The sequence below is a fragment of the Acidobacteriota bacterium genome (assembly GCA_034211275.1).
GTDB lineage: Bacteria > Acidobacteriota > Thermoanaerobaculia > Multivoradales > JAHZIX01 > JAGQSE01.
This window is the reverse complement of sequence record JAXHTF010000082.1, coordinates 1-26,156: the sequence shown is the minus strand read 5'-3', so window position 1 is coordinate 26,156 and position 26,156 is coordinate 1. Positions and strand designations below refer to the sequence as shown.

Genomic DNA, 26,156 nt, shown 5'->3' with positions numbered 1-26,156 from the left:
GGTAGACGGCGGCGGACAGGGCCAGGAGCACAAAGAGTTGGATCAGGCCGTGCATGGTCGGTGGTGCCTTGGTGGGATTCGAAGAAGCCCCCGCGGGGGCGAAGAATGCGCTGTCGAACGGTAGAGGAACAAAACGACCGGCGACCCTTGGGCAGGGCCGCCGGTCATTCTTCAAGGTGTCTTACTTGACGTTGGCGGCCAGGCTGTTGGCCTCGCTGCCGACCTTGGTGCGCTCGGCGTTCGGCAGGGGAATCAGGCCGGCGTCGGAAAGGTAGCCGTCGGGACCCCAGGCGCGGGCGCTGGTGAACTCCTTGACGTACTCCCGCATGCCCGGGATGACGTCGGCATGGGCCTTCTTGACGTAGAAGAAGAGCGGCCGGGAGATGGGGTAGGTGCCGTCGGCGATGGCGTCGAAGGTGGGGGCCACACCGTTGATCTTGGAGCCCTGCACCTTGTCGGCGTTCTGGTCGAGGAAGCTGAAGCCGAAGACACCGAAGGCATCGGCGTTGGCGTCGAGCTTCTGAATGATCAGGTTGTCGTTCTCGCCGGCCTCGACGTAGGCGCCGTCCTCACGGATGGTGTGGCAGATGCTCTTGTAGCGGTTCTTGTCGGTCTTCTTGAGGTCGGCGATCCAGTCGAAGGTCTTGCAGCCGCCCTCCATGGCGAGCTCCGCGAAGGCGTCGCGGGTGCCGGAGGTGGGGGGAGGACCGAGGACCTCGATCTTGACGTCGGGGAGCGAGGAGTCGACCTGCTTCCAGGTCGTGTAGGGGTTGGCCTTGAGCTTGCCGTCACCGGCGGGCACTTCCTTGGCCAGAGCCAGGAAGATCTGCTCGAGAGTCACGCTCATCTGCTTCGCACGCTTGGAGTTGGCCATGACGATGCCGTCGTAACCGATCTTGACCTCGGTGATCTCCTTGACGCCGTTGCTGGCGCACAGCTCCACCTCGGAGGACTTGATGGCGCGGGAAGCGTTGGTGATGTCCGGGTGCTCGACGCCGACACCGGCGCAGAAGAGCTTGAGACCGCCGCCGGAGCCGGTGCTCTCGATGACCGGGGTCTTGAACTGGGTGCTCTTGCCGAACTGCTCGGCGACCTTGGTGGCGAAGGGATATACGGTGGAAGAACCCACGATGCGGATCTGGTCCCGCTGCGCTTCAGCGGCGCCGGCCGCGAAGAGCAGACAGACGGCAGCAGCGATCAGTACTCGTTTCATAGGATGCTTTCTCCTCGGAGTTGACGTTGGGCGCCCATTCCAGGCTCGCCATTGAAGGCTCTTCGGTCCGGGCGATTCGATGCTTCGGGAATTCGATTGCCTTGGGGATCTCTTGCCCGGCGCGTACCGAGGGCACTGGATCCCCGCCGGAGCAACGATAGGTGCGCACCGCTACGCACCGACGACGAGGGTGTGACGGCCATGTGACGGAGCGCTGGATGGTAAGATCTCGTTCATGAAGACAACCCGAAAGTGCTGCAGAATAGGGGCTCTAGCCGGAGCCCTAGCTCTCCTCCTGACCCTCCTACCGGCACCGTCGGCGTCCGCGTCGGACAGCCGCTGGCAGCGGGAGATTCAGGAGATCGACTCCAAGCTCGACGCCGAGCGTTGGGAGTCGGCGCACAAGCAGGCCACGAAGCTGCTCAAAGAGGTGGCGCGCCGGCTCAATGGGGGGAACGATGCGGGGAAGATCCTCGGCGTCGTTCTGACCCAGCGGGCAGTGGCCTCTATCGTTCTCGAGCGGGAAGACGAGGCCTTGTGGGATTTCCACCTGGCGCAGAATCTCTTTCCCCAGGTCCTCGAGACGGACTTCACCAAATACCACCCGCGGACCCAGATCCTCGCCGAGCGGGCTCTCAGTGAAGAGGAGCTGGCCAGCGGCGAGTACCCCGCCGAGCTATGGGGGGAGCGCAGGTGCAGCGAAGACGACCCGACGTACTTGGCGCCGGAGTCGAAGCGCAAAGGCCTGCAGCGCCCCTATCCCGTGGGCGCCGACAAAGCCGGCCACGACGGCCGGGTGACCATCTTCTTCCTGCTCACCGCGGACGGCCGCCTCACCCGCCCCCTGGTGCAGACCAAGGACCGCTTTCCCACCATCATCTGGGGTGCCGCCGAGCTGGCCCGCAAACACTCCTACACTCCGGCCTATTGCGGCGAGACGCCGGTGGTGAGCGGCTTCGGCTATCACGTGGACTACGGGCTGCAGTGACGCCTCGGCATTGAAATCGAGGGGAGAAGATCAGGCGGTGCGCCGCTGGCGGGGCACGGGTAAGCGGACGCGGAAGGTGGAGCCTTCGCCGGTGCTGCTCTCCACCTCCACCTCGCCGCCGTGGGCCTGGGCCACGTGCTTGACGATGGACAGGCCCAGCCCGGTACCGCCCTCGCAGCGGGAACGGCCCTTGTCGACGCGGTAGAAGCGCTCGAAGAGCCGGGGTAGGGATTCCTGAGGGATGCCCAGGCCGGTGTCCTCGACCTCGAGGACGATCTGGGACCCGCTCCGGCGCATGCGGAGCAGCACTCTGCCGCCGGGGCGGTTGTAGCGCACGGCGTTTTGCAGCAGGTTGACCAGCAGCCGTTCCAGATCACCGCTACGGCCCGGGATGCGCGGGACCTCCTGCAGATCCAGCTCGGTGCGGATGTTCTTATTCTCCGCCTCCTGACTCACCAGCTCGAAGGCATGCTCCGCCACTTGCCATAGATTGACCGGTTCCGAGTCCGGTGCCGGGGTGATGCTCTCCAGGCGGGAGAGGGTGAGCAGATCCGCCAGAAGGGCCTGCAGCCGCCGGCATTGGCCGAGAATCCGGTCGACGAAGCGCTGGGCCGTGTCCGGCTCGTCCAGGGCGCCGTCCCGAAGGGTTTCGGCGTAGCCACGGATCGCCGCCAGCGGGGTCTTGAGCTCGTGGGAAACGTTGGCGACGAAGTCCCGGCGCATGGTCACCAGCCGCTCTTCTTCGGTGATGTCCCGGGCGACGATGACCGCGCCGCCGTTGGCCAGCAGATGGGCACCGGTGAGGAAGACGGTGCGGTCGTCGTGGGTCTGCACCGGCCGGTCCACCGGCGCCACTCCCGAGCGGCCGGTGGCCTCTTCGATGACCTTGGCCAGCTGTGGCCGACGGCAGATCTCCAGAGGGCTCATGCCCGCCACTGGCACGTGCAGACCGAAGAGATCCCGGAAGGCGGGATTGGCGAGCACCGCCCGGCCGTCGCGGTCGGTGACCAGTACTCCCTCGCTCATGCTCGACAGGATGGCCTTGAGCTGGTCCCGCTCCGCTTCCAGAGCCGCCAGCTGCTCCTGGCCCTGGGCGCTGAGGGTGTTGATCACCCGCGCCAGCCGCTCCAGATCCGGCTGCTCGGGAACTGCAACGCGGTGGCTGAAACCGATCTCGGGGAGCTTCGCGGCGTCCTCGATGAGCTCGGTGGCGGGGCGGAAATAGCGCCGGTCCAAATGCCAGGAGACGATGATCATGGCCAGCAACCCCACCGCCGCGGCCACCAGGGTGGCGAGGAGCAAGCGCTGGCGCAGGGCCGCCAGCTGCTCGAGGGGTTGAGCGACTCGCAGCACCCAGGGCTCCCCCGTGGCGGCGGTCACCGGCCGCGCCGTGTAGACGTAGCTCAGGCCGGTGGTGGTGCTCCGGCGCACGGACACGCCGCGGCCGTCTTCCCACGCCATCAGCACTTCCGGGCGCCGGCCATGGTTCTCCATGTAGTGGGTCTCGTCCAGCGTCCGGGCGCTGTCGGCGTAGACGGTGCCGTCGTTGTGGATGATGGTGATGCGCAGCGGTCCGTCCGCAGCCAGGTCTTCGACCCAGGGTTGGAGCACTTCCAGGGGCTCTCCCAGGTGCGGCTGGACCTGCGGCGCGAGCAGGTCGAGGACGGCATAGAGCTGGCGTACCACCGTGCGCTCCTGCAGCTGGGGGATCTGCCACCAGAGCAGAGCCAAGGCGGCCACCAAGGCCGCCAAGGCGGGCCACAGAGAGGTCAGGCGAAGGCGGAAGGAGGAAATGGGGGAGGTGGTCATGGCCTATGGGGTAGCGGGCGTTGGAGTGAAAGCGCAGGCCGCGGGGTCTTGTTCTCGGGGTAGAGACCCTGAGGTCAGGGTTTGAAGCGGTAACCGACCCCCACGACGGTTTCGATACGGGTCGCCTCGTCGCCGAGTTTGCGGCGCAGACGGCGGATGTGGGTGTCGACGGTGCGACTGTCGACGTCCTCGGCATAGCCCCAGACGTCGGAGAGCAACCGGCTGCGGCTCTGCACCCGGCCGGAGCGCTCCATGAGGAGCTTGAGAAGACGGAACTCGGTGGCGGTGAGGGCGATCTCCTCGTCACCGATCTGCAGTTGGTGACCGGGTACGTCGAGACGTACCGGTCCGGCTTCCAGCAATTCCGCGGTTTCCTCGCCGCCGTTGGAGTGACGGCGTAGCACCGCCTTGACCCTCAGGACCACTTCTCGTGGGCTGAAGGGCTTGGTGATGTAGTCGTCGGCTCCGAGCTCGAGGCCGACGATGCGGTCCACCTCTTCGCCCTTGGCGGTGAGCATGATCACCGGGATGCGCGAGGTGGCGGGCTCCCGTTTCAGCATCCGGGCGAACTCCAGGCCGTCCAGGCCCGGCAGCATGAGGTCCAGCAGCACCAGGTCCGGGGTGTCCCTCCGGGTGGCCGTCAACGCTGTGTCTCCGCGCTCGAAGCTCTGGACTTCGAATCCCTCCCGCCCCAGGTTGTACTCGAGGACTTCGGCGATATCCGGTTCGTCCTCGACGATGAAGATACGCGTGCTACTCATAGCTCGGCAATCTAGCATGGGTTCTCCACAGAGACTGTGGATAATCCTGTGGGAAAGCCCTTCGAAAGCGGCCTAAACCCGCATGGTCACGCGCCTTTTTCCGTTTTGAACAAGGAATTGTGCATGCCCCATAAGGTCATTGTTTCTAACATCTTAGGACATTCCCCTCAGGCTGGAGCCGAAGCTGGGAGGGGACGAACGAAGGATTTCCACAGAATCCCCTGTTACGGGCCTGTGTCGGCTGGGTTAACCCACTGTGGCGGAGTCACTTAGACGAATTTACATGGACATCTCTATGTCTCTGGGAGCGCGATATACTCCCCATCCAGCCGCCCAACGCGACCCGCTTTTGCCAGTCCGGGAGGGTCGTGATCGGCGGTGCCGAGCGTCCATCCCATGGTGAATAAGATCGCCCATTACCAGCTTTTGGAAGAGGTGGCCCGTGGTGGCATGGGGGTGATTTACCGTGCTCACGACACGCGTCTCCAGCGCACCGTGGCGCTCAAGTTCCTGCCCTCCGAGCAGAGCGAGGACACCGTTGCTCACCAGCGTTTCCTGCTCGAAGCCCAGGCGGTGTCCCAGCTCGACCATCCGAATATCTGCACCCTCCACGAGATCGGCGAGACCGACGACGGCGCTCGCTTCCTGTGCATGCCGTTCTACGAGGGGGAGACCCTGCGTTCGTGCATGCAGCGGGAGGATCTGGCGCCGGCGGAGGTGGTGGAGTGGATCCGGCAGATCGCCTTGGGGCTGGGAGCCGCCCACCGCCGGGGCATCGTGCACCGGGATATCAAGCCCGGCAACGTAATGATCACCGGCGATGGGGTGGTCAAGCTGTTGGATTTCGGCGTCTCGCGGTTGGTGGGCAGCGAGCGGGTGACCCGAGCGGGGCACGCCGTAGGCACCAGCGGCTATATGGCGCCGGAAGTTCTGCGCGGCGAAGCTGGCGATCAGCGCTCCGACATCTGGTCCTTGGGCATCCTGATGTACGAGATGCTCGCCGGCCAGCGGCCGTTCCGCGGGGCCGCCGAGTCGGCGGTGCTGCTCTCGGTGTTGATGGATCCGCCGGAGCCCTTGGGAGAGCGGGGGCGGGTGGGAAATCGGGATCTCACGCCGGTGGTGTTCAAGGCTCTGGAGAAGGACCCCGGGCGCCGGTATCAGAGCGTCGATGAGCTGCTGGCGGATCTTGAGAGCGCCGACGAGCGCTCCACCGAGAACGCCGTGCCGGTGGGGCTCTCGGCGGGCTCTGGGCGCTCCTCCATCGCCGTGCTGCCCTTCGCCGATCTCAGCGAGGCACAGGATCAGGAGTATTTCTGCTGCGGTTTGGCGGAGGAGCTGATCCACCGGCTGGGGGGCCTGTCCGGCCTGCGGGTGGCTTCCCGGACCTCCTCCTTCCAATTCCTCGGTCAGGCCCAGGATGTGCGCCTCATCGGCCGGCAGCTCAACGTCGACGCGGTGCTCGAGGGCAGCGTGCGCAAATCCGGCGATCAGCTGCGCATCACCGTCCAGCTGATCAAGACCGCCGACGGCTATCACCTGTGGTCCCAGCGCTACGACCACCGCATGGAAGACCTGTTCGCGGTGCAGGACAAGATCGCCCGGCGGATCATCGAGGCTCTTCGGGGGACCTGGATCCAGGACGAGCAAACCCAGGAGATGGAGTCGCTGCCGGAGCCCCACATGGATGCTTTCCACCTCTACCTCCAGGGACGCCATCAATGGGATCGGCGCACCGAGGAGGGGTTGCGGCGGAGCATCGAGCTCTTCCAGGAGGCCATCGAGCGGCAGGAGGACTTCGCCCGTGCCCACGCTGCTCTGGCGGACGCCTACGCCGTCCTCGGTCTCTACGGCGTGGCAGCGCCGGACGAGGTGATGCCGGAGGCTCGCCAGGCGGCGCAACGGGCTCTAGAGCTGAACCCGGAGCTGGCGGGGCCCCACAACACCTTGGGGCTGCTGCGCTCGGTTTACGAATGGGACCCGGAGGCGTCGGCGCAATCCTTCCGCCGGGCCCTGGAGCTCGATCCCCAGCACGCCCCGGCGCACCATTGGTACGCCATGAACTACTTGGTGCCCCACGGCAAATTCGTCGCCGCCCGCCGCCACCTGGGCATCGCCCTGGAGCTCGACCCGCTGAATCTGGCGGTGAGTACCAGCCTCGGGCTGCAACGCCTCTTCGCCCACCGCTATGAGGAGGCGGTGAGCGAGCTGCAGTCGACGCTGGAGATGGACGAGGGCTTCGCCATGGCCCACTTCTTCCTCGGCCGGGCCTACGACCAGCTGGGGCGCTCCCAGGAAGCGGTGGGCAGCCTCCGCCGGGCCATCGAGCTCTCCGGCGGCAGTCCGGAGATGTTCTCTGCCCTGGGGTGTGCTTCGGTGGGGGCCGGAGATCTCCGGCGGGCCAGGGAGCTGCTACGGCGCCTGAAGGAAGTCGCCGCCGAGCGCTATGTCTCGCCGGTGCTCAAGGCGCGGCTCTTGCTGCGGCTGGGGGAGCGGGAGAACGCTCTGACGGCGCTGGAGCAGGCCGCCGGGCTGCGGGCCACGGATCTGATCTGGCTGGGGGTCGGGCCGCTCTACGATCCGCTACGGGAGGAGCCGCGCTTTCGCGCTCTTCTGGAGCGGGTCGGGCTGGGCAGGGTCGCCGCCGTCGAGGAGCCCGGCGCCAGTCGAGGCCTCAACCCGCCTTCACCTCCTGCAGGCGGCCGATGATCTCCAGCGCCAGCTGAGACGAGTGGCGGCCCGCCGCCGGCAGGACCCAATGCGCATCCCGCAGGCTCGGCTCCAGCTGCTGGAACACCGGCCGCAGTTCCTCGATCCGGGTGATGGGGGAGGGCAGGAAGGGATTCCAGAAGCGTCCATGCTCTTCTTCATGGCGCCGGATATGCCAATAGTTCGCCGCCAGGTCCATCTCCAAGTGCACCAGCGTCGTCGACTCCAGCACCGCCCGCTTGTTGTCGGCGTCGAGGAGGGTGCCGTCTCCCAGAGCGATGATGCCGGCGGGGCGGGCGCGCAGGGTCTGGAGCAGCACCTTGCGCTCCAGCTCGCGCAGGGCTGGCTCTCCGCGAAGAGTCACCAGATCCCACAGGGATTGTCCCGCCTCGTGCTCTATCTTGCGGTCGAGATCAGTGAACGGCAGGCCGGTGCGCGACGAGACGTGGTACGCCGTGTGGCGGTAGGGGCTGCCGATCATGCCGGCGACGGCCAGGGGGCGGTTCAGTTGTAGGGTCGCGTGGTGATCGTAATAGCCTTCCATGGAGGGCTCCTGGGAAAAAGAAGCCGACCGCCGGTAGAGGCGGGCAGCAGATCGCGAGCCGAGGCTCGGAAAAACACGAGATGAGAGGAATGCGCTGTGGGGGGCTGGGCTCCGGTCAGGGGAGCAGAAAGTCCACCAGCAGGTCGAGAAGCCAAATCCCCGACCGCGAATCTTCGCCCAGCAGCGTACCGCCGCCACCACCCATGGGCCCGCTCTTGTCCAGTCGTTCGAGGCGTTTCCTGCGCTCCAGCTCGGTTAGCTCTTGCTTTTGCCGAGCGCCCTCCCGCTGCAGGCCGCCGCGGCGGATCCAGGTGAGGATGCGCGCCAGCTCCTCGAAGTCGAACCACACGCCGTGGTCTTTGCAGGTGTCGATGATGACGCCGCTGCTGCGGGCGTAATTGCGGCGATTCATCAGGTTGCCGCAGACGATGCACGGCCGGTAGGCGCGGCTCTGCTGCTGCTGAGTCTCCACCGGGGTGACCGAGGCCGGGCGCCGCTCGATGGCGGCTTGGGCGTTCTGCTGGGCCTCTTTCTCCAACAGCCGGAAGGGTTCCCATTCGAGCCACAGCCCGGCGCAACGGGGGCATTCCAAGACCGCGAGATCCCGGGAGAGGCGCCGACTTTGGAGCTTCGTGTCCTCGGTGCAGGCAGGGCATAGGGAGCCGGAGACGTCCAGCGCTTGGTCCTTGAGCAGCGGGCTGCCGCAATGGTGGCAAAAGCGGCCCTTGCCGCTGGCGCGGTGCAGGCAGCTGCCACAGACGATGTTGAGGTCTCTTTCGTGGAGGGTGAAATCGGCAGCGCAGAAGCGGCAGGTGGCCTCCTGGCCTTGGCGGGGACTGCCACAGGAAGAGCAGCGCACCACCTCCGCATCCCCCAGCGAGGGGGCGGGGACCGTCAGGGTGGCTCCGCAGGGGCAAGGCAAGGACGTGCCGGGGGCTTGGCCGGTGACGTCCCGCCGACGGCTACATTCGGGGCATTGGGTGAGCAGTTGCACCGGCTATGTCTATCATGCCGGCAGCTAGTTGCCGGCCGCCAGGCGGGCCTCGATATCGAAGGTGCCTCCCTGATTGCCCTCCAACTGGAGGCTTTGGTTGGCGGTGCCGTTGGGGTTCACCTGGTCCGGCTGGAAGACCAGCACCGGGCTCAGGCCGGCGTCGAGGAAGTGGGCCAGGGCCAGGGTGTGGTTGACCAGCTCGATGCGTACCGGCTGCTCCAGGCCTTGGAGCCCGCTGACCTCGACGTTCAGATCCAGCCGCTCTCCGGTGGTGATGGTGGGCTGCCGGGCCGCTACCCGCACGTCGATGTTGCGCAACTCGCCAACGGCGGTGGTCTCGCTCTCTTTGATGCGGATCTCTACCGACCCCACCGGGCGGGAAGGGGCACGGACCACCGCCCGCCGTGGCGATTCGGCGAGCACTGCTGCCCCGGCCTCGCCGAGGGCGACGGAGGTGTTGGAGAGGTCGCCGTCAAAAGGACCGCGGATGGAGAAGGCCTGGCCGCCCTGGGTGAAGCGGGGAATGCGGAAGAGGTCGGAGACTTCCGGACTCTCCGCCAGGGGGACGGCGTTGGCCGCCAGCAGCTCGCCGGTGACGTCCCAGAGGGAGATCTCGATGATGCCCGGGAGATTCTCCGGCAGCGTCAGAGTCCAAGTCTCCCGCAGCAGACGCACATCCTGGCCGGAGAGCTCCAGGCTGTAGCTGCGCAGCCCGCCGAGGTTCTTCGACAGCTGCCGGCCCTCACCCAATGCTTCGAAGGCGAGACTGCCGGAGAGGGTGTCACCGGCCTGGAGCTCCGTCGGCATCAGGACTTCGAGCTTGCCCTCCGGCGTCAGGAAGCTCACCACCTGCAGCGCGGTGCGCTCTTCGAAGAGCGACGAGATGGCCGGGTCGTTGTTGCCTAGCCGCGGGCGGCGCTTGGCTCCCAGCCGGTCTCCCTCGGCATTGAGCCACCACCATTCCTGCACTTCCGGCGTGCGCGAACAGGAAGTGCGCAGAAGGATCCGCACGCTTCCCCGGCGGTCGACGGTGGCTCCGCTGAGCACCACCGCTTTGCGCTCTACCGCGGCGTTGGGAAACGCTCCGGATTGCAGCACCTGGAGGGTGCATCCGGAGACTTCCCCCAGCTCCACTCGCAGCCCGGAAGCGACCTGTCCCTCGAGATTCTTGAATCCAAAGGGCACCGTGTTCTGAGCTCGAGCCGCCGGGGCGAGGGCGAGGAGAGTCAGGGCGCAGAAGATCGCCGTGCTGATTGGGAAGAAACGGGAGGCGAGACGAAACCGAGGGTGCTGTCGCATAGGTCGAGACCTTTTCCTGAGCCGGCGTGGCATCCAAGACTGGGGCATCAAAGACTGGGCATCGAAGACTGGAATTTCTTTCCCCTGAACATTATAGCCCTCGTCGCAGCTTGGCGAAGCGACAGATTTGCAGAAGGCAGCAAGAGATGGGGCGGAACCGTCGGTGGGAAGGGGCTGGGTGGGTATTCGAGACAAAAAAAGAGCCGGCGGGGCTCGAGGCCCGCGCCGGCTTAGGGTAGGGAACCGGAGTTGGTGTCAGCTCGTCAGAGCTGGGCTCACCAGAACCGGCGCCCGCGGAAACGCTCGGGGTCGAAGTCGATCAGCGGGATCTCCGGCCACGGCTCGACGCAGATCCACGGCTTGACCACGCACAGGTCCAGGATCCCATCCCGGAAGTGGTCGCAGATCGGGCCGTCGTAGCGCTGACCGCAGTCGTCACGGCCGATGACGCAGCCCGGGGCCAGGGGGTTGATGGCGCAGGGGTCGATGCCCATGGCCGCCCCCAGGTCGAGGCGCGGGAAGACCTGACCGTTACGCCCGTCGGTGATGGGCGTGCCGCTGGCGGTGAGGCGGGTCAGCGTCTCTTCCACCGACTCCCAACGATAGAAGGAGCGCAGGGCGGCAGCGGCACCGGCGACGTGGGGCGCCGCCTGAGAAGTCCCGGGGAAGGTGATCCCAGCGGCGGTGATGAGGGTGCCGGGGGCCAGCAGCTCGAGTTCCGGACCGCCGTTGGAGAAGCAGTTGACAGTGTCGATGGGAGTACCGACGGGGTCGGTGCAGCCGGCGAGGGGATAGCTGTAGCCATTGCCCGGGGGGACGGTGTGGTCGAGGACCGCGCCCACGGCCACGGCCTGGTTGGAGCAGGCGGGCTCGGCCACGTAGTTGGCGTGGCCGTCGTTGCCGCTGGCCACCACCGGCATGATGCCGTAGTCCCGGGCCAGCTCGAAGGCCTGGCGGTAGGGGCTGAAGGTCAGGTCCGAGGTGCAGAAGGTATAACGCCGGGGGCCACCCAGGCTGAGGTTGATGGCCTTGACCTTGTGCCAGTAGGTGTTGCGGATGACCCAGTTGATGGCGTCGATGATGTCCGAGGTGAGGGCTCCCAGGTTGCCCCGGGAATCCCGCTGGAAGACGTCGAGGGCGAGAATCTTGGCTCCCGGGGCCACGCCGTGGACGATGCCGGCGACGTTGGTGCCGTGGCCGTGGTCGTCCAGCGCGCCGTCGTCCGGAGCGAAGTCGCGGGCGATGGAGACCGCGCAGCCGGGATCGCCGGCGGCGTCGCAGCTACCGAAGTCGGGGTGGGTGTAGTCGACGCCGGTGTCGATGACCGCCACCGAGCCGTACTGGCCCAGGAGCATGCCGTGCTGCGCCAGCTTGGCCTCAGCCTGGGCGTGGTTGATCTGCGGCAGGCTCTGGCTCAGCGCGGGGTACATCCATTGGTCCTGGCTGACGCCGAGGACATCGGGGTGGCTGGCGAGGGTCTCCAGCTGTTCCTGGCTCTGAACCTGCACCAGGGCAATCGGCAGGTTGTCGTAGTCGCGGGTGACCTCCACGGCCATGTCCTGCTCTTCCAGGTCCTGGAAGACGGAGCCTTTGTAGAGCCCCCAGACGGCGGCCCGGTACTCGAGCTGCGCCTGCAGCCCTTCCTCCTCGTCCACCGACTGCTTGAGCATGTGGACGGCGTTGTCGTCTTTGTCACGGAAGGTCACCAGCACTTCGACGCCCTGGCCTTCCTGGATGGCGTTCAGCGTTTCGGCATCGAGGTCGCTCTTCTTGGCCATGAGAGCCGCGAAGTTGTCCGGCTCCTCCTGCGCTGCCAGGCTGCCTGGCAGGAGGATCAAAGTCAGGGCGAGGAAGGTCGCAGCGATGCTCCCCAAGCCCCGGCGGCGGTGAATGAGTCGTTGACGATCGTTCATGAGTCGTTCTCTCCTGGGGGCTCACCGGCCCCCGCAAGCTGCGCCGCAGGCGGCGCGTCAGTCAAATATCGAGGCCCGAGAATCAGGGCCTACGGGCTGCATTCCCTGACACAGACGCAGCGCGGAGAAATCTCTCTCACAGAAAATCGAAAAAAAGCCATGAAGCTAAGAGTGGGTTCTCAGAAGGGTGGTACCCACTTGTTGGTTTCTCCTGGGAGCGATTCTCAGGAGGGTGGTACCCACTTGTTGGTTCCCCCTGGGAACGCCGACATCCTGTCGGCTTTTCTGGGCTGAGCGAGGGTAGGACAGAGCGGGGTGCTCGGGAGTCGGGCCCTGCGGTAGGCGCGGACGCCCATCCTCGGAACCCGCTCCCTCGCCATACCGGCGGTGGTTTTGGGGCTTAGGGGACAGGTTCGAGGGGAGCGAAAGGGAGTGGTACCCACTCGTTGGTACCAAAAAAACCGGCGGAGCCCGAGGGCCCCGCCGGTGGTAGGTCAGGGGATGGGATGGAGCCGGTGGCTCCTTAGAAGCGGCGGCCGCGGAAGCGTTCGGGGTCGAAATCCTGCAGTGGCTCAGTGGGCCAGGGTTCGACGCAGATCCACGGCTTGACCAGGCAGAGATCGAAGATCACGTCGCGGAATTGCTCGCAGATGGCGCCGTCGAAACGCTGACCGCAGTCGTCTCGTCCGAGGACACACCCCGGAGCCAGACTGTTGAGCTCGCAGGGATCCACCTGCAGGGCGGCGCCGAGATCTAGTCGGGGGTAGACCTCACCGGTGCGATGATCGGTGATGGGGGTGCCACTGCGGGTCATGCGTGCCAGGGTTTCCGGGATCGACTCCCAGCGGTAGTAGGAACGCAGCACCGCGGCAGCACCGGCGACATGGGGAGCGGCCTGGGAGGTGCCCTGGGTGGTGATGCCGGCGGCGGTGATCTTGTCGCCGGGGGCCAGCAGATCGAGCTCCGGGCCGCCGTTGGAGAAACAGCTCACCGTATCCTTCGGAGTGCCGGGATTCTCCCAGCAGCTGCCGTAGAAGAAGTTCTGGTGATTGAGGAAGGTGATGTCGGTGTCGAGCACCGAGCCCACCGCCACTGCCTTGGGAGCGCAAGCGGGGTCGGTCACTTGATTGGGATCGGCTTCGTTGCCGCTGGCCACCACCGGCATGATGCCGTATTGGTAGAGCAGTTCGAAGGCCGAATGGTAGGGGCTGAAGGTCGATGCGGCGGCGCAGACATTGAACCGTCGCGGGCTGCCCAGGCTCAAGTTGATGGCTTTGATCTTGTGCCAGTAGGTGTTGCGCAGGGCCCAGTCGATGGCGGCGATGATGTCGTCTCTGGAGGCCCTTTGGACGCCGCCGCCGACGTCGCGGAAGACGTCCAGGGAGATGATCTTGGCCCCCGGCGCCACGGCGTGGACAATGCCGGCGACGTTGGTGCCGTGACCGGTGTTGTCCAGCTCGCCGTCTTCGGGGGCGAAGTCCCGCGCGTAGGAGACCACGCACCCTTCCTCTCCCGCGGCCTCACAGGAGCCGAAGGTGGGGAGGGTGTAGTCGACACCGCTGTCGATGACCACCACCGAGCTATGGGCGCCGAGTTGGGAGCCGCTGCCGTGGACGACGTTGAGGGCTCCTTGGTGGTTGATCAGCGGCAGGCTTTTGCTCACCATGGGTTCGTACCAGCGATTTTGCGACAGGCCCAGGACGTCGGGATGGCTGAGCAGAGCCTCGGCCTGTTCGGGACTCTGGATCTGCACCACTGTCACGGGGAGGTAGTCGAAGTCCCGGGTCACCTCCACTGCGAGATCCTGCTGCTCCAGATCCTGGAGAACGGCTCCTTTGAACAGGCCCCAGACCGCGGAGCGATACTCGAGCTGGGCCTGGAGCCCTTCTTCTTCGTCCACCGACTGCCGGAGCATCCCGGCCGCGTCCTCGTCGCGATCCCGGAAGGTGACGAGGACCTCCACGGATTCACCCTGGGTGACGGCGGCGCGGGTCTCGGTGTCGAAGTCAGTTTTTTTGATCAGGAGCTCCTGGAAGGGATCGAGCTCCTCCTGGGCTCCCAGTGCTCCGGGCACCAGTACGAAGAACAGGACGAGGAGCGCTGCGATGGCCAACCACAGCATGCGATAGAGGCGAAGGTCGGGAAAGGAATGACTGCTAGACATGGTGAGTTCTCCTCAAAAGTCATGAGAGATGGAGCGCCACGCTGAGAAGCCGCAGGGGGGTAGCCACGGGCTCCATTCCCCATCACAGACGTAGCGCGCCGGGTTCTCTCTCACGAAAGATCGAAGAAAAGCCATAAGGCTCACCAAGGAGCTCCCCGAGGGTGGTACCCACTTGTTGGTTCTTCCCTGGGAGCGCCGGCATCCTTGCCGGCTTTCTTGGGTTTGGACAGGGGAAGGACGGTGAGGGGTGCTCGGGAGTCGGGTCCTGCGGTGGACGCGGACGCCCATCCTCGGAACCCGCTCCCTCGCCATACCGGCGGTGTTCTCTGAGCGTTGGGGACAGGATGGAGGAGGGTGGTACCCACTTGTTGGTTCTTGCTTGCTGGTAATCGCCTAGTCAGCGATTCCACTTCTGGCTGCTGGATTCCCAATAGCCGGATCAACCTCTACCGGTGTGAGTGGGCAGCGGGATTCGAGGAGGATCGTGAGATCCCCGCAGAACTCGACTGCCCACGCCCCCAGGCTTACCGCTCCTCGTTGGATCATGGGACAGAAGGAAGAGGTGGTACCCACTTGTTGATCAGGGAGAGAGGGGGCTTGAAGGATGGCGGGATTCCGGTATCATGGGCCGCCAACGGGGGCGGTAATCCGGCGCAGGTCGCGAGGAGGGCAAGCGCTGGATCACAGACCCGCCCGTATCCCATTCAGGATCGTCCACGAACCAGCTTTCCACGACCCCCAACCCTGCATGACCAACTACACCGCTGAGCAGATCGAGGTCCTCAAGGGCCTGGAGCCGGTGCGCAAACGCCCCGGCATGTACACCCTCACCGAGCGCCCCAATCACCTCGCCCAGGAGGTGGTGGACAACTCCGTGGACGAGGCCATCGCCGGCCACTGCAAGAACATCGCCGTGACGGTGCACGAGGACGGCTCGGTGTCGGTGGAGGACGATGGCCGGGGCATGCCGGTGGACCGCCACAAGGGAGAGAAAGTCTCCGGCGTCGAAGTGATCCTCACCCGGCTTCACGCCGGCGCCAAATTCTCCGGCAAGAACTACCGCTTCTCCGGCGGCCTCCACGGCGTCGGCGTGTCGGTGGTCAACGCTCTTTCCGAACGCCTCGAGGTGTGGGTGCGCCGGGACGGCAAAGAGCACCACATGATCTTCGTCGACGGTGGGCACAAGAAGCAGGATCTGAAGGTCGTGGGCAGCGTCGGCCAGCGCAACACCGGCACCCGGCTACGCTTCTGGCCCGACGCCCAATACTTCGACTCCCCCAAGATCAGCATCCCGAAGCTCAAGCGCTCCCTCCGCGCCAAAGCGGTGCTGTGCCCCGGGCTGACCATCACCTTCACCCACGAAGCCAAAGACGAGGACGACGAGACCTGGTGCTATGAGGCCGGGCTGACGGATTACCTCCTCGACGAGCTGGGGGACTTCGAGCGCGTGCCCGAGGAGCCCTTCACCGGCGAGCTCTCCTCCGAGGAAGAAGAGGTGGAGTGGGCGGTGACCTGGCTGCCGGAGGAGGGAGATCCGGTTACCGAGAGTTACGTCAACCTCATCCCCACGCCCCAGGGCGGAACCCACGTCAACGGTTTCCGTCTCGGCCTCACCGAGGCCATTCGCGAATTCTGCGAGTTCCGCAACCTGCTGCCGCGGGGGGTCAAGATCAGCCCCGACGACGTTTGGAACCGGTGCAGCTACATCCTCTCCCTGCGCATGCGCGAGCCTCAGTTTTCCGGCCAGACCAAGGAGCGCCTGTCCTCCCGCCAGGCGGCGAGCTTCGCCTCCGGGGTGACCAAGGACGCCTTCAGCCTGTGGCTCAACAACCACACCGCCGACGCCGAACGCATCGCCCAGCTGGCCATCGACAGCGCCCAGGCGCGGCAGCGCTCGGCGAAGAAGGTGCAGCGCAAAAAGACCGTCGGCGGGCCGGCGCTGCCCGGCAAGCTGGCGGATTGCACCAGCCAGGACCTGTCGGTGACGGAGCTCTTCCTGGTGGAGGGAGACTCCGCCGGCGGCTCCGCCAAGCAGGCCCGGAGCCGGGAATTCCAGGCCATCCTGCCGCTGCGGGGCAAGATCCTCAACACCTGGGAGGTGGAGCACGGCCAGGTGCTGGGCTCCCAGGAGGTCCACGACATCGCCGTCGCGTTGGGGGTGGAGCCGGGCAATGCCAAGCTCGACGACCTGCGCTACGGCAAAGTGTGCATTCTCGCCGACGCCGACTCCGACGGCTTGCACATCGCGACCCTCCTCTGTGCCCTCTTCGTCCGCCACTTCCGCCAGCTGGTTCTCGCCGGCCGCGTGTACGTGGCCATGCCGCCGCTCTTTCGAGTGGACGTTGGCAAGAAGGTCTTCTACGCCCTCGACGAGAGCGAGAAGAACGAGGTGCTGCGGCGCACCGAGGCGGGGGAGCTCAAGGGCAAGGTCAACGTCCAGCGTTTCAAGGGGCTGGGGGAGATGAATCCCAGCCAGCTGCGGGAAACCACCATGGCACCGGAGACCCGGCGGCTGGTGCAGCTGACCCTGGACGGCGGCAAGAAGGCGGACGAGATGCTCGACATGCTGCTGGCCAAGCGCCGGTCCTCGGATCGCCGCCACTGGCTCACCGCCAAGGGCGATCTGGCGGAAGTCTAAAGATGGAGACTCCATTGATGGCGGAGAAGAAGTGATGGCGGAAAAGAAGAAGCGCCGAGGCAAGAAGAAGGCCGAGAGCGACGAGGCGATCCAGCTGAGCTTGCAGACCCAGGACACCGAGCAGCAACCGCTCTCGGAGTTCACCGAGAAGGCGTACCTGGACTACTCCATGTACGTCATCCTCGACCGCGCTCTGCCCCATGTGGGGGATGGCCTCAAGCCGGTGCAGCGGCGCATCGTCTACGCCATGTCGGAGCTCGGCCTGTCGGCGCTGGCCAAATTCAAGAAATCCGCCCGCACCGTCGGCGACGTCATTGGCAAATTCCATCCCCACGGCGACTCCGCCTGCTACGAGGCCATGGTGCTCATGGCCCAGAGCTTCAGCTTCCGCTATCCGTTGGTGGACGGTCAGGGCAATTGGGGCAGCCAGGACGATCCCCGCTCCTTCGCCGCCATGCGCTACACCGAGGCGCGGCTGACCCGCTATGCTCAGACTCTACTCTCGGAGCTCGACCAGGGAACGGTGGAGTGGGGGCCCAACTTCGACGGCACCCTGAAGGAGCCGTTGATGCTGCCGGCGAGGCTGCCCAACGTGCTGCTCAACGGCGCTTCCGGCATCGCCGTGGGCATGGCCACGGACATTCCGCCCCACAATGCCCGGGAGGTAGTGGCGGCGGCGGTGCATCTGCTGGACCATCCCAAGGCGACGGTGGAGGACCTCTTCGAGCATCTGCCGGGGCCGGACTTTCCCACCGAGGCGGAGATCATCTCGTCGCCGGAGGAACTGCTCTCCATCTACAAGACCGGCAGCGGCTCGGTGCGGGCCCGCTGCCGCTGGAGCCGGGAGAACGGCGACGTGGTGATCACCGCTCTGCCGTACCAGGTCTCCGGCAGCAAGGTGCTGTCCCAGATCGCCTCCCAGATGCAGGCCAAGAAGCTTCCCATGGTGGACGACCTGCGGGACGAGTCGGATCACGAGAATCCTTGCCGGCTGGTGGTGACCCCACGCTCCAACCGGGTGGACGTGGACGCCCTCATGGCCCACCTCTTCGCCACCACCGACCTGGAGCGCACCCACCGGGTCAACGTCAACGCCATCGGCCTCGACGGCCGGCCCCAGCAGATGGATCTCAAGGAGCTCCTGAAGCAGTGGCTCGACTTCCGCATCGAGACCGTGCGCCGGCGCCTCAAGCATCGATACGACAAGGTCTTGCAGCGTCTGCACCTGCTGGCGGGTTTCCTCATCGCCTACCTCAATATCGACGAGGTCATCGCGATCATTCGTCATGAGGAACAGCCCAAGCCGGTGCTGATGGAGCGCTTCGGCCTCACCGACGTGCAGGCGGAGGCGATCCTCGAGCTCAAGCTGCGCTATCTGTCGCGCCTCGAGGAGATGAAGATCCGCGGCGAGCAGGACGAGTTGCAGAAGGAGCGGGACGAGCTGGAGCGGCTCCTCGGCTCGCCGAAGGCGCTGGCTGGGAAGGTGCGGGAGGAGCTGCAGGCGGACGCCGAGGAATTCGGCGACGAGCGCCGCTCGCCCATCGTTGAGCGCCAGGCGGCCAAGGCCATGGACGAGTCGGAGCTGATCCCCAGCGAGGCGGTGACCATCGTGCTCTCCCAGCGCGGTTGGGTGCGCGCCGCCAAGGGGCACGATGTGGACGGCGAGAGCCTGAGCTACAAGGCCGGCGACGGCTTCCTCGGCGCCGCTCCCGGACGCAGCAATCAGCAGGCCATCTTCCTCGACTCCACCGGCCGCTCGTACTCTCTGCCGGCGCACACCCTGCCGTCCGCCCGGGGCCAGGGGGAGCCCCTGTCCAGTAGCCTGTCGCCGCCGCCGGGATCCCAATTCACCGCGGTGCTGGCGGGGGCCGACGAGGACATGGTGCTCCTCGCTTCCGACGCCGGCTACGGCTTCGTCACCACCCTCGGCGATCTCCATGCCCGGCCCAAGGCCGGCAAGTCGGTGCTCGCCCTGCCCAAGGGCTCGAAGCCTCTGACCCCGCGCAAGGTGACGAACTACGAGGAGGACCTGGTGGCGGGGCTGACGGACCAGGGCCGGCTCTTGGTCTTCCCCATCCGCGACCTGCCCGCCATGCCCCGGGGCAAGGGCAACAAGATCCTCAACATGCCGCGCACCAAGCGCTACGGCCAGGAAGTGCTCATCGCCGTCGCCGCCCTCACCGAAGGCGACACCCTGCGCATCCACGCCGGCAAGCGCTACATCAACCTCAAGGGCTCGGAGCTGGAGCCCTATTACGGTGAACGAGCCCAGCGCGGCAGCCGCCTGCCCCGGGGATTCCAGAACCCCGACAGCATCGAGATCCTCTAGCCGGGGTGGTGGGCTGGCGCCCACCCTATAACCTCAGTCCCCACTCGCTCCCGGATCGATGAAACGGGCTCCGCGAGGACTGTTTGTGCAACTCGCTCCCGCGCTCCAGCGTGGGAGCCCAGGGGAGACGCTCCAGCGTCGAGGGCGGGGGGCTCTCCGGGCCCTGTCCTGGGACCTTTTTTCTTGGTCACTGTCTCTTTTTCTAAGCTTCCGCGCACTTAACTGATGCCTATTCAAGGTTTTCTGTCGTTTGAGCGTCGGCTTTCCCTGCGCGGAAGTGCCGGCAGCTCCCGTTCACCCCCCCCTTTCGGAGAGGAGTTTTCGAGGATGGACTATCGAACCTGGTCGAGGAGCCCCGTGCTTCGCGCCTTCGGCGTTGCCGTGGCGCTTCTGGCTGTGCTGTGGACGCCGCTGGGCGTTGAAGCGGCCCAGCTCCAAGACAATTACCGCAACTACGATCATCGGGATGCGGCGCAGCGTGGCGTCGACATCTTCCAGGGCCCGACCCAGGAGGCCGCCCTCAATCAGCTGCGGGCCACCGTTCCGGGGCTGGAAGCGCGTTTCGAGCCCACCACCGGGGCCCTGCGCACCGTCTCCAACCGCACTGGCTACCTCACCGCCGGTGACTCCGAGGCGAGCCCGCTGACCATTGGCCTGGGCTTCGTCGCCGATCACCTCGACCTCTTCGGCCTGACCCCGGCGGATCTCGAGAGCGCCCAGGTCCAGGACTCGGTCTTCTCCAAAGTCTCCGGTGCCACCCACCTCTATCTGGTGCAGCACCACGGTGACATCCCGGTCTACAACGGCCAGCTGCACCTCAACGTCAACCGCGACGGTCGGCTGATCAGCGCCAACAACGCGTTCCTGCCGGACCTGGCCAAGGCCATCAACACCACCACTCCTCAAATCGGCGCCGTGGCGGCGGTGAACTCCGCCCTCCAGCACCTGGAGGCGGGGATCAAGGTCGAGGGCCGGGCGAGCGTCGCCAGCGGCCCCACCCGGGAAACCCAGGTTCCCCATCAGGGCGTCTCCCAGGATCCCATCACCGCCCAGCTCATGTGGCTGCCCATCCACCGCGGCAACGCCCGCCTGGTGTGGAACTTCCAGATCTTCACCCTCGACAGCGAGCACGCCTTCGACTTCACCGTCGATGCCGTGGACGGCACCGTCTGGACTCGCTTCGACTGGGTCGCCAACGACTCCTACCGCGTGTACGAGATTCCGGCGGAGAGCCCCAACCACGTGACCCCGCTGCCGCCCTCCGACGGCCGCACCCTGGTCATCGATCCGGCGGACGGTTCCGCGTCCCCCTTCGGCTGGCATGACACCAACGGTGCCGCCGGCGCCGAGTTCACCATCCACCGGGGCAACAACGTCCACGCCTACGACGACATCGACAACAACAATGGACCCCCGGCCAGCGAGCCCGACTGCGGCGGCTCTCTCGTCTGCGATTTCTCCATCGATCTGACCCTGGCGCCGAATCAGTACATTCCGGCGGCGGTGGCCAACCTCTTCTACTGGAACAACATCATCCACGATGTGCAATACCAGTACGGCTTCGACGAGGCGGCGGGCAACTTCCAGGAGAACAACTACGGAGCCCCCGGCGCCGGCAGTGATCCGGTGGACGCCGAGGCCCAGGACGGCTCCGGCACCAACAACGCCAACATGTTGACCCCGCCGGACGGCTCCAACCCGCGCATGCAGATGTACATCTGGACCGCGCCGACCCCCGACAAGGACGGCGATCTGGACAACGGCATCATCATCCACGAGTATGGCCACGGCATTTCCAACCGTCAGGTCGGTGGGCCGTCCAACGTCAGCTGCTTGAGCAACACGCAGCAGGCCGGCGAGGGCTGGAGTGACTGGTGGTCCTTGGCCTACACCGCCGAGACCGGCGACGCCGGCACCGATCCCCGCGGCATCGGCACCTACGCCCTGGACCAGGCCACCACCGGCCCGGGCATCCGCACCCAGCGTTACAGCACCGATCCCGGCGTCAACACCTGGACCTATTCCACCATCAGCACCGGCGTGTCCGTGCCCCACGGCGTCGGCGCGGTGTGGGCCCAGGGCATCTGGGAGGCCTATTGGGCCTTGGTGGATTTCCACGGCTTCGACCCGGACATCTACGATGCTGCCGGCGGCTCCGGCAACCAGCGGATGATGCTCTACGTCAACGAGGGCCTGAAGAACACCGCCTGCTCGCCGACCTTCCTGGACAACCGGGACGGCATCATTCAGGCGGCGGTGGACAACTACGGCGGCGAGGACGTCTGCCGTCTGTGGGAGGCCTTCGCGGCCTACGGCCTGGGTATCGATGCTGCCACCGGCGGTTCCGGCAGCCTGTCCGCTACCGACGGCTTCAACGTGCCGCCGGAGTGTCAGTGCAATCCGTTCCCGGTGGCCGACGCCGGTCCGGACCAGGTGATCTGCCTCGGTGACTCCACCGTCGTGGGGACCCCGGCCCAGCCGGACAACACCTACAGCTGGTCGCCGGGCGGCCAGACCACGGCGCAGATCACCGTCTCGCCGACCACCACCACCACTTACACCGTCACCGCTACCACCGCCGCCTGCGGCAGCGATTCCGACTCCGCCACGATCACCGTCGACGACGGGACCGCCGCTGGCCTGGACGAGGACTTCGAGCTTGGCGCCGGTGCTTGGACCGCCAGCGGTCTGTGGCATCTGACGGTGAACTCCAGCTGTGCTTCGCCGGGCTATTCGTCGCCGGTGAACGCCTTCTACTACGGCCAGGATTCGACCTGCACCTACGACACCGGCTCCGCCAACACCGGTGATCTCGTTTCGCCGGTGATCCTGGGCATCAACTCGGCGTCGACGCTGACCTTCGACTACTACCGCGTGGTGGAATCCTTCAGCGGCACCTACGACACCGCCGAGGTGGCGGTGTCCACCGACGGCAGCAGCTGGACTCCGGTGTGGTCGCGCTCTTCGGCGGATGCGTCCACCGCGGCGTGGCAGAGCAGCGGAGCCATCTCCCTGGCGGCCTACGCCGGGCAGACCATCCAGCTGCGCTTCCGCTTCAACACCGTGGACAGCGTGTCCAACGGCTTCACCGGTTGGTTCGTCGACGACATCGTGGTCACCGGCGAGTCGCCCTGTGATCCCGGCGGCAACACCGCTCCGGTGGTGACCATCACCGCTCCGGCGGACGGCTCCACCTTCACCGATGGGGACAACGTCACCTTCTCCGGCACCGCCAACGATGCCGAGGACGGCAACATCTCCGCGTCCCTGAGCTGGGATTCGAGCCTCGACGGCAACATCGGTTCCGGAGCCTCGTTCTCCACCACCGGGCTGTCCGTGGGCACCCACACCATCACCGCCAGCGTCACCGACGGCGGTGGCCTGCCGGGCTCCGACTCCATCACCGTCACGGTGGATCCCGCTTCTTCCACCACCGTCACCTTCACCTCTCTCGGTGGGGAAGACGGCTGGACCCGGGAGCAGGGGGAGAACAGCGGAGTCGGTGGCAACAGCAATCCCAACGGTGCCGGTCAGCGGCCCATCCGCGCCGGCGACGACCGGCGGGACCGTCAGTGGCGGTCGGTGGTGTCCTTCGACACCTCGTCCATCCCGGACGGCGCCACCATCGTGTCGGCGACCCTGCGGCTGCGCCGCGGACGCCTCACCGGCGCCAACCCCTTCGCCACCTTCGGTAGCTGCTTCGTCGACGTCCAGAGCGGCGGCTTCAGCGGCAACACGGCGTTGCAGGACAGCGACTTCGAGGCCGCCGCCACGGCGTCTCAGGCCGCGACCCTCACCGACGCGCCGGCGGACGGCGATTGGTCCGAGGGCGTCCTAGACGCCTCCGGCCTGTCGGCGGTCAACAAGACCGGCACCACCCAGCTGCGGATTTACTTCCAGCTGGATGACAACGACAACAGGAGCGACGACTACATGGGCTACTTCTCCGGCGACAACGGAGATGCGGCCAACCACCCGCAGCTGGTGGTCACCTACCAGTAGTCTCAGCATCGCTTCTCGTGCCGGATGACTCCGGCAAGAACGGCACGGCGGCCGGGCTCCTAGAGCTCGGTCGCCGTGTTTTTTGTTCGCATCTGTCCTGTTTTGTGCTTGTGTAGGCACTCACTATACGAATATGGCAGCAATAGCTCTCGATGCCTTCTAAGGGTCCTCAAGCCTTTTCCGTGTGGGGAAAGGTGTCTGTGCCCCCCTTTTCTTTCCTCTGGGAGGATTTTTTTGATGCGAACGACCGTAGCGTTGTCCGTCCTCGCCTTGGTCGCCCTCTTGGCCCTACCGGCCTCGGCGTCCACCTTTGTCAACATGAGTCAGCAAGAGATGCTGCAGGAGTCCGTCGCCGTGGTTCAGGGGCAGATCCTTGAGGTCACCTCGTTCTGGAACGACGAGCGCACGGTGATCTTCACCGAGGCTCTGGTGCAGGTCCGCGAGGAAGTCGTGGGTAAGACCGACGCTACCGTCGTGCGCGTGCGCACCGCTGGCGGCACCGTCAATGGCTACACCATCGAGGCCGCCGGTTTCCCGCAGTTCAACCGCGGGCAGAACACTCTCCTCTTCCTCCAGCCCGCCGAGGCCGGCGTCTACCAGGTGGTGGGCTACCGCCTGGGGCAGTACCGCATCACCCGGGACCGTCAGGGTGCCGAGATGGCCGTGCCGACCCTCGAGGCCGGTGTGCAGCTGCTGACCGCCGACGGTCGCCCCGCGGAGCGTCCGCGGACGATCCAGCTGGACGAGCTCAAGACCCAGCTCCGGGCCCAGGCCCGTCGTATTCCTCGGCTGCAGCAATAACTGGATAGACCGGAATAAGGAGAATGAACATGAAAATGCATGATTTGAAGATCCCCGGCTATCTGGTTCTCGCCCTGGTAGCCCTGATGGTGGCGAGCAGCGCCTCTGCCTACGTCCTTCTGAGCCCCGCCCGTACTTGGGACAGCGCTCCCACCTACATCGTCGACAACGGCGGCCTGAGCTCCGTCAATGATTCCGACGGTGGTGTCTCGGCCACCGTGCAGGCCATCACCTCGAATCAGGCCTGGAACGGCGCCGGTTCCGGCAACGTGGTCGGAGCCACCTCGGGCAATACCAACAACCTGACCCTCGGAGACGGCACTCCCATGCTGGTCTTCGACGATCCCATCAACGTCTGCAACGGCAACTGTCTGGCGGCCACCTTCACCGGCTATTACAGCCAGCGCAACGATGGCACCTACCGCATCGACGACGCCGACATCGTCACCAACACCTCCTACAGCTGGACTTCCCAGAACGAGGATCCCAACGGCTCCGGCTGCTCCAGCGAGTTCTACATCGAGGGCGTGATGGTGCACGAGATCGGCCACGGTCTGGGCCTCGGCCACACCAACGTCAACGGTGCCACCATGTATCCGTCGGTGTCCTCCTGCAACAACGGCCCGGCCAGCATCGAGAACGACGACGCCGACGGCATCGACGCTCTCTACGGCGGCGGCGGCCCCGGCGGTGGTTCCTGCACCCTCGGGCAGAAGGGTGACTCCTGCTCCGTGGACGGCGACTGCTGCTCCAACAAGTGCCGCGGACCGAGCGGTCGCAAGACCTGTAAGTAAGTCTGCATCTCACCGGGTCGCCGCTCTGCGGTGGCTCGGAGAATGAGTCGAAGCGAGGGAAGGTTCTTCTGGGCCTTCCCTCGCTCTTTTTTGCGAGGCGGGAGGGCTTCGATTGACAAAGACGGCAGGCGTTGCAAAGCTGGTTTCAGCATGCCCAAGATTTCGTTGTTGGTGCCCTATCGCAACCGCACGGTTCATCTGCGCAACCTGTTGAGCTGGTTTCGTCAGGCGGATGCTCCGGATCGCGAGCTGATCCTGGTGGAGGGCGCGGCGGAGAAGACGGTTCAAAGGCTGGTGGAGGATTGCCCTGGGGCACGCTATCTCTTCGTCGAGAACCCAGACGCCTTCCACCTCAGTCGGCTGCTCAATCGGGGATTGGCGGCGGCGCGAGGAGAGTTGATTCTGCCCTTCGACGTCGACCTGCTGCCGGCGCCTGGGGTCTTCCGGCGCCACGTGGCGGCGGCGGCCTCCGCGCCGCGGCTGGTGGTGGCGGGCTATCGCTTGCTCACTCCCCTGGAGTCGGTCTCCCCGGAGCAACGCCAAGAGATCTTGTTCCGGGTTCGTCTCGCCGCCTCGGATCATCAGCAGACCATCCTCAAACGGATCCTCGACGGTGAGAGCTATGGCGTGGCTCCGATCCTGTGGCGGGAACGCCTGGAAGAGGTCGGCGGCTGGGATGAAGGCTTCGTCGGCTGGGGAGCCGAAGACCAGGATCTCCTCGAGCGCTACCTCAGCGACGGGCGACATTTGGTACGCAGCGAAGCCTTCGCCTACCTGCACCAGCACCACGAGTTCGAGAGCGCCTGGCGGGAGCCCCATCTCATCGCCGAGAACCGAGATCGCTATCAGCGCCGGCGCATCGCCCAGACGGGGCGGGGGTCTTCCGATGGCTGATCCCCTGCGCATCCACGTCGTCACCGCCTGCCACAACGCCGAGCTCTGGCTGCCGCGGCTGGCGGAGAGCCTGAGGGAACAAAGCCACCGGGACTTTTGCTGGACCGTCTACGACGATGCCTCCACCGACGGCTCGGTGGCGCTGCTGCAGGGGTTGGCCGCCGAGGAGCCTCGTCTGAGATTGCTGCGGGGAAGCCGGCGCGGCTGGGCGGCTCGGGCGCGCTGGCGGGCGCTGGCGTCTCTCGATGCGGCAGATCGCGATCTGGTGGTGCTGGTGGACGGTGACGACTGGCTGGCAGGATCCGAG

General features: G+C 66.0%; 17 protein-coding genes. 9 read left to right on the top strand and 8 right to left on the bottom strand.

The genetic code is table 11. The features are described from left to right. Nucleotides 1-181 precede the first annotated feature (181 nt). Nucleotides 182-1,213, bottom strand: a complete 1,032-nt coding sequence (locus SX243_13825) for a PstS family phosphate ABC transporter substrate-binding protein (protein ID MDY7094042.1) — start codon at nt 1,211-1,213, stop codon at nt 182-184. Nucleotides 1,214-1,448: 235 nt separating this feature from the next. Between SX243_13825 and SX243_13820 the strand changes: the two genes are divergently transcribed. Continuing rightward, nucleotides 1,449-2,201: a hypothetical protein gene (locus tag SX243_13820; GenBank protein MDY7094041.1), complete on the top strand. Its 753-nt coding sequence runs from the start codon at nt 1,449-1,451 to the stop codon at nt 2,199-2,201. A 30-nt stretch (nt 2,202-2,231) separates the two neighbouring features. On the opposite strand, the gene SX243_13815 is transcribed toward SX243_13820, so the two are convergent. Together SX243_13815 and SX243_13810 are read right to left on the bottom strand one after the other, a co-directional pair. Further along, nucleotides 2,232-4,010, bottom strand: coding sequence for an ATP-binding protein (locus tag SX243_13815; GenBank protein ID MDY7094040.1), 1,779 nt, complete (start codon nt 4,008-4,010; stop codon nt 2,232-2,234). A gap of 74 nt (nt 4,011-4,084) precedes the next feature. Continuing rightward, nucleotides 4,085-4,771: a response regulator transcription factor gene (locus SX243_13810; protein MDY7094039.1), complete on the bottom strand. Its 687-nt coding sequence runs from the start codon at nt 4,769-4,771 to the stop codon at nt 4,085-4,087. Nucleotides 4,772-5,167: 396 nt separating this feature from the next. Here SX243_13810 and SX243_13805 point away from each other — a divergent pair, with 396 nt between their 5' ends. Next, entirely contained in the window at nt 5,168-7,477 is a 2,310-nt protein-coding gene (locus SX243_13805) for a protein kinase (GenBank protein ID MDY7094038.1), read from the top strand. On the opposite strand, the gene SX243_13800 is transcribed toward SX243_13805, so the two are convergent. The 5 genes from SX243_13800 to SX243_13780 all read right to left on the bottom strand — a co-directional run bounded on the left by SX243_13800 (nt 7,443) and on the right by SX243_13780 (nt 14,391). Continuing rightward, entirely contained in the window at nt 7,443-8,021 is a 579-nt protein-coding gene (locus SX243_13800; protein ID MDY7094037.1) for a shikimate kinase, read from the bottom strand. The two genes, SX243_13805 and SX243_13800, sit on opposite strands and share 35 nt — an antisense overlap. 115 nt (nt 8,022-8,136) lie before the next feature. Beyond that, nucleotides 8,137-9,015: a zf-TFIIB domain-containing protein gene (locus SX243_13795; GenBank protein ID MDY7094036.1), complete on the bottom strand. Its 879-nt coding sequence runs from the start codon at nt 9,013-9,015 to the stop codon at nt 8,137-8,139. A gap of 24 nt (nt 9,016-9,039) precedes the next feature. After that, a complete protein-coding gene (locus SX243_13790) occupies nt 9,040-10,314 on the bottom strand; it encodes a hypothetical protein (GenBank protein MDY7094035.1) in 1,275 nt (424 codons plus the stop codon). 275 nt (nt 10,315-10,589) lie between these two features. Continuing rightward, nucleotides 10,590-12,227, bottom strand: a complete 1,638-nt coding sequence (locus tag SX243_13785; protein MDY7094034.1) for a S8 family serine peptidase — start codon at nt 12,225-12,227, stop codon at nt 10,590-10,592. A gap of 523 nt (nt 12,228-12,750) precedes the next feature. Next, a complete protein-coding gene (locus SX243_13780; GenBank protein ID MDY7094033.1) occupies nt 12,751-14,391 on the bottom strand; it encodes a S8 family serine peptidase in 1,641 nt (546 codons plus the stop codon). 748 nt (nt 14,392-15,139) lie between these two features. Here SX243_13780 and parE point away from each other — a divergent pair. The 7 genes from parE to SX243_13745 form a co-directional block, all read left to right on the top strand. Beyond that, nucleotides 15,140-17,029, top strand: coding sequence for a DNA topoisomerase IV subunit B (gene parE, locus SX243_13775; protein ID MDY7094032.1), 1,890 nt, complete (start codon nt 15,140-15,142; stop codon nt 17,027-17,029). A gap of 34 nt (nt 17,030-17,063) precedes the next feature. Continuing rightward, complete coding sequence (gene parC / locus SX243_13770) at nt 17,064-19,358, top strand: DNA topoisomerase IV subunit A (protein ID MDY7094031.1); 2,295 nt, start codon at nt 17,064-17,066, stop codon at nt 19,356-19,358. 327 nt (nt 19,359-19,685) lie between these two features. Further along, nucleotides 19,686-23,360: a M36 family metallopeptidase gene (locus SX243_13765; GenBank protein ID MDY7094030.1), complete on the top strand. Its 3,675-nt coding sequence runs from the start codon at nt 19,686-19,688 to the stop codon at nt 23,358-23,360. A 237-nt stretch (nt 23,361-23,597) separates the two neighbouring features. Then, nucleotides 23,598-24,161: a hypothetical protein gene (locus SX243_13760; GenBank protein ID MDY7094029.1), complete on the top strand. Its 564-nt coding sequence runs from the start codon at nt 23,598-23,600 to the stop codon at nt 24,159-24,161. 29 nt (nt 24,162-24,190) lie between these two features. Further along, nucleotides 24,191-24,955, top strand: coding sequence for a matrixin family metalloprotease (locus tag SX243_13755; protein MDY7094028.1), 765 nt, complete (start codon nt 24,191-24,193; stop codon nt 24,953-24,955). A 150-nt stretch (nt 24,956-25,105) separates the two neighbouring features. Beyond that, complete coding sequence (locus SX243_13750) at nt 25,106-25,849, top strand: glycosyltransferase family 2 protein (GenBank protein ID MDY7094027.1); 744 nt, start codon at nt 25,106-25,108, stop codon at nt 25,847-25,849. Beyond that, a partial coding sequence (locus SX243_13745) for a glycosyltransferase family A protein (protein ID MDY7094026.1) occupies nt 25,842-26,156 on the top strand: 315 nt, incomplete at its 3' end. The genes SX243_13750 and SX243_13745, both read left to right, overlap by 8 nt.

Excerpts from the sequence above, each read along its gene's own strand:
- SX243_13765 (MDY7094030.1), top strand. The coding sequence starts at position 19,686 with ATGGACTATCGAACCTGGTCGAGGAGCCCCGTGCTTCGCGCCTTCGGC.
- SX243_13780 (MDY7094033.1), bottom strand. The coding sequence starts at position 14,391 with ATGTCTAGCAGTCATTCCTTTCCCGACCTTCGCCTCTATCGCATGCTG.
- SX243_13825 (MDY7094042.1), bottom strand. The coding sequence starts at position 1,213 with ATGAAACGAGTACTGATCGCTGCTGCCGTCTGTCTGCTCTTCGCGGCC.
- SX243_13800 (MDY7094037.1), bottom strand. The coding sequence starts at position 8,021 with ATGGAAGGCTATTACGATCACCACGCGACCCTACAACTGAACCGCCCC.
- SX243_13755 (MDY7094028.1), top strand. The coding sequence starts at position 24,191 with ATGAAAATGCATGATTTGAAGATCCCCGGCTATCTGGTTCTCGCCCTG.
- parE (MDY7094032.1), top strand. The coding sequence starts at position 15,140 with ATGACCAACTACACCGCTGAGCAGATCGAGGTCCTCAAGGGCCTGGAG.
- SX243_13815 (MDY7094040.1), bottom strand. The coding sequence starts at position 4,010 with ATGACCACCTCCCCCATTTCCTCCTTCCGCCTTCGCCTGACCTCTCTG.
- parC (MDY7094031.1), top strand. The coding sequence starts at position 17,064 with ATGGCGGAAAAGAAGAAGCGCCGAGGCAAGAAGAAGGCCGAGAGCGAC.
- SX243_13750 (MDY7094027.1), top strand. The coding sequence starts at position 25,106 with ATGCCCAAGATTTCGTTGTTGGTGCCCTATCGCAACCGCACGGTTCAT.
- SX243_13820 (MDY7094041.1), top strand. The coding sequence starts at position 1,449 with ATGAAGACAACCCGAAAGTGCTGCAGAATAGGGGCTCTAGCCGGAGCC.
- SX243_13760 (MDY7094029.1), top strand. The coding sequence starts at position 23,598 with ATGCGAACGACCGTAGCGTTGTCCGTCCTCGCCTTGGTCGCCCTCTTG.
- SX243_13785 (MDY7094034.1), bottom strand. The coding sequence starts at position 12,227 with ATGAACGATCGTCAACGACTCATTCACCGCCGCCGGGGCTTGGGGAGC.
- SX243_13805 (MDY7094038.1), top strand. The coding sequence starts at position 5,168 with ATGGTGAATAAGATCGCCCATTACCAGCTTTTGGAAGAGGTGGCCCGT.
- SX243_13790 (MDY7094035.1), bottom strand. The coding sequence starts at position 10,314 with ATGCGACAGCACCCTCGGTTTCGTCTCGCCTCCCGTTTCTTCCCAATC.
- SX243_13810 (MDY7094039.1), bottom strand. The coding sequence starts at position 4,771 with ATGAGTAGCACGCGTATCTTCATCGTCGAGGACGAACCGGATATCGCC.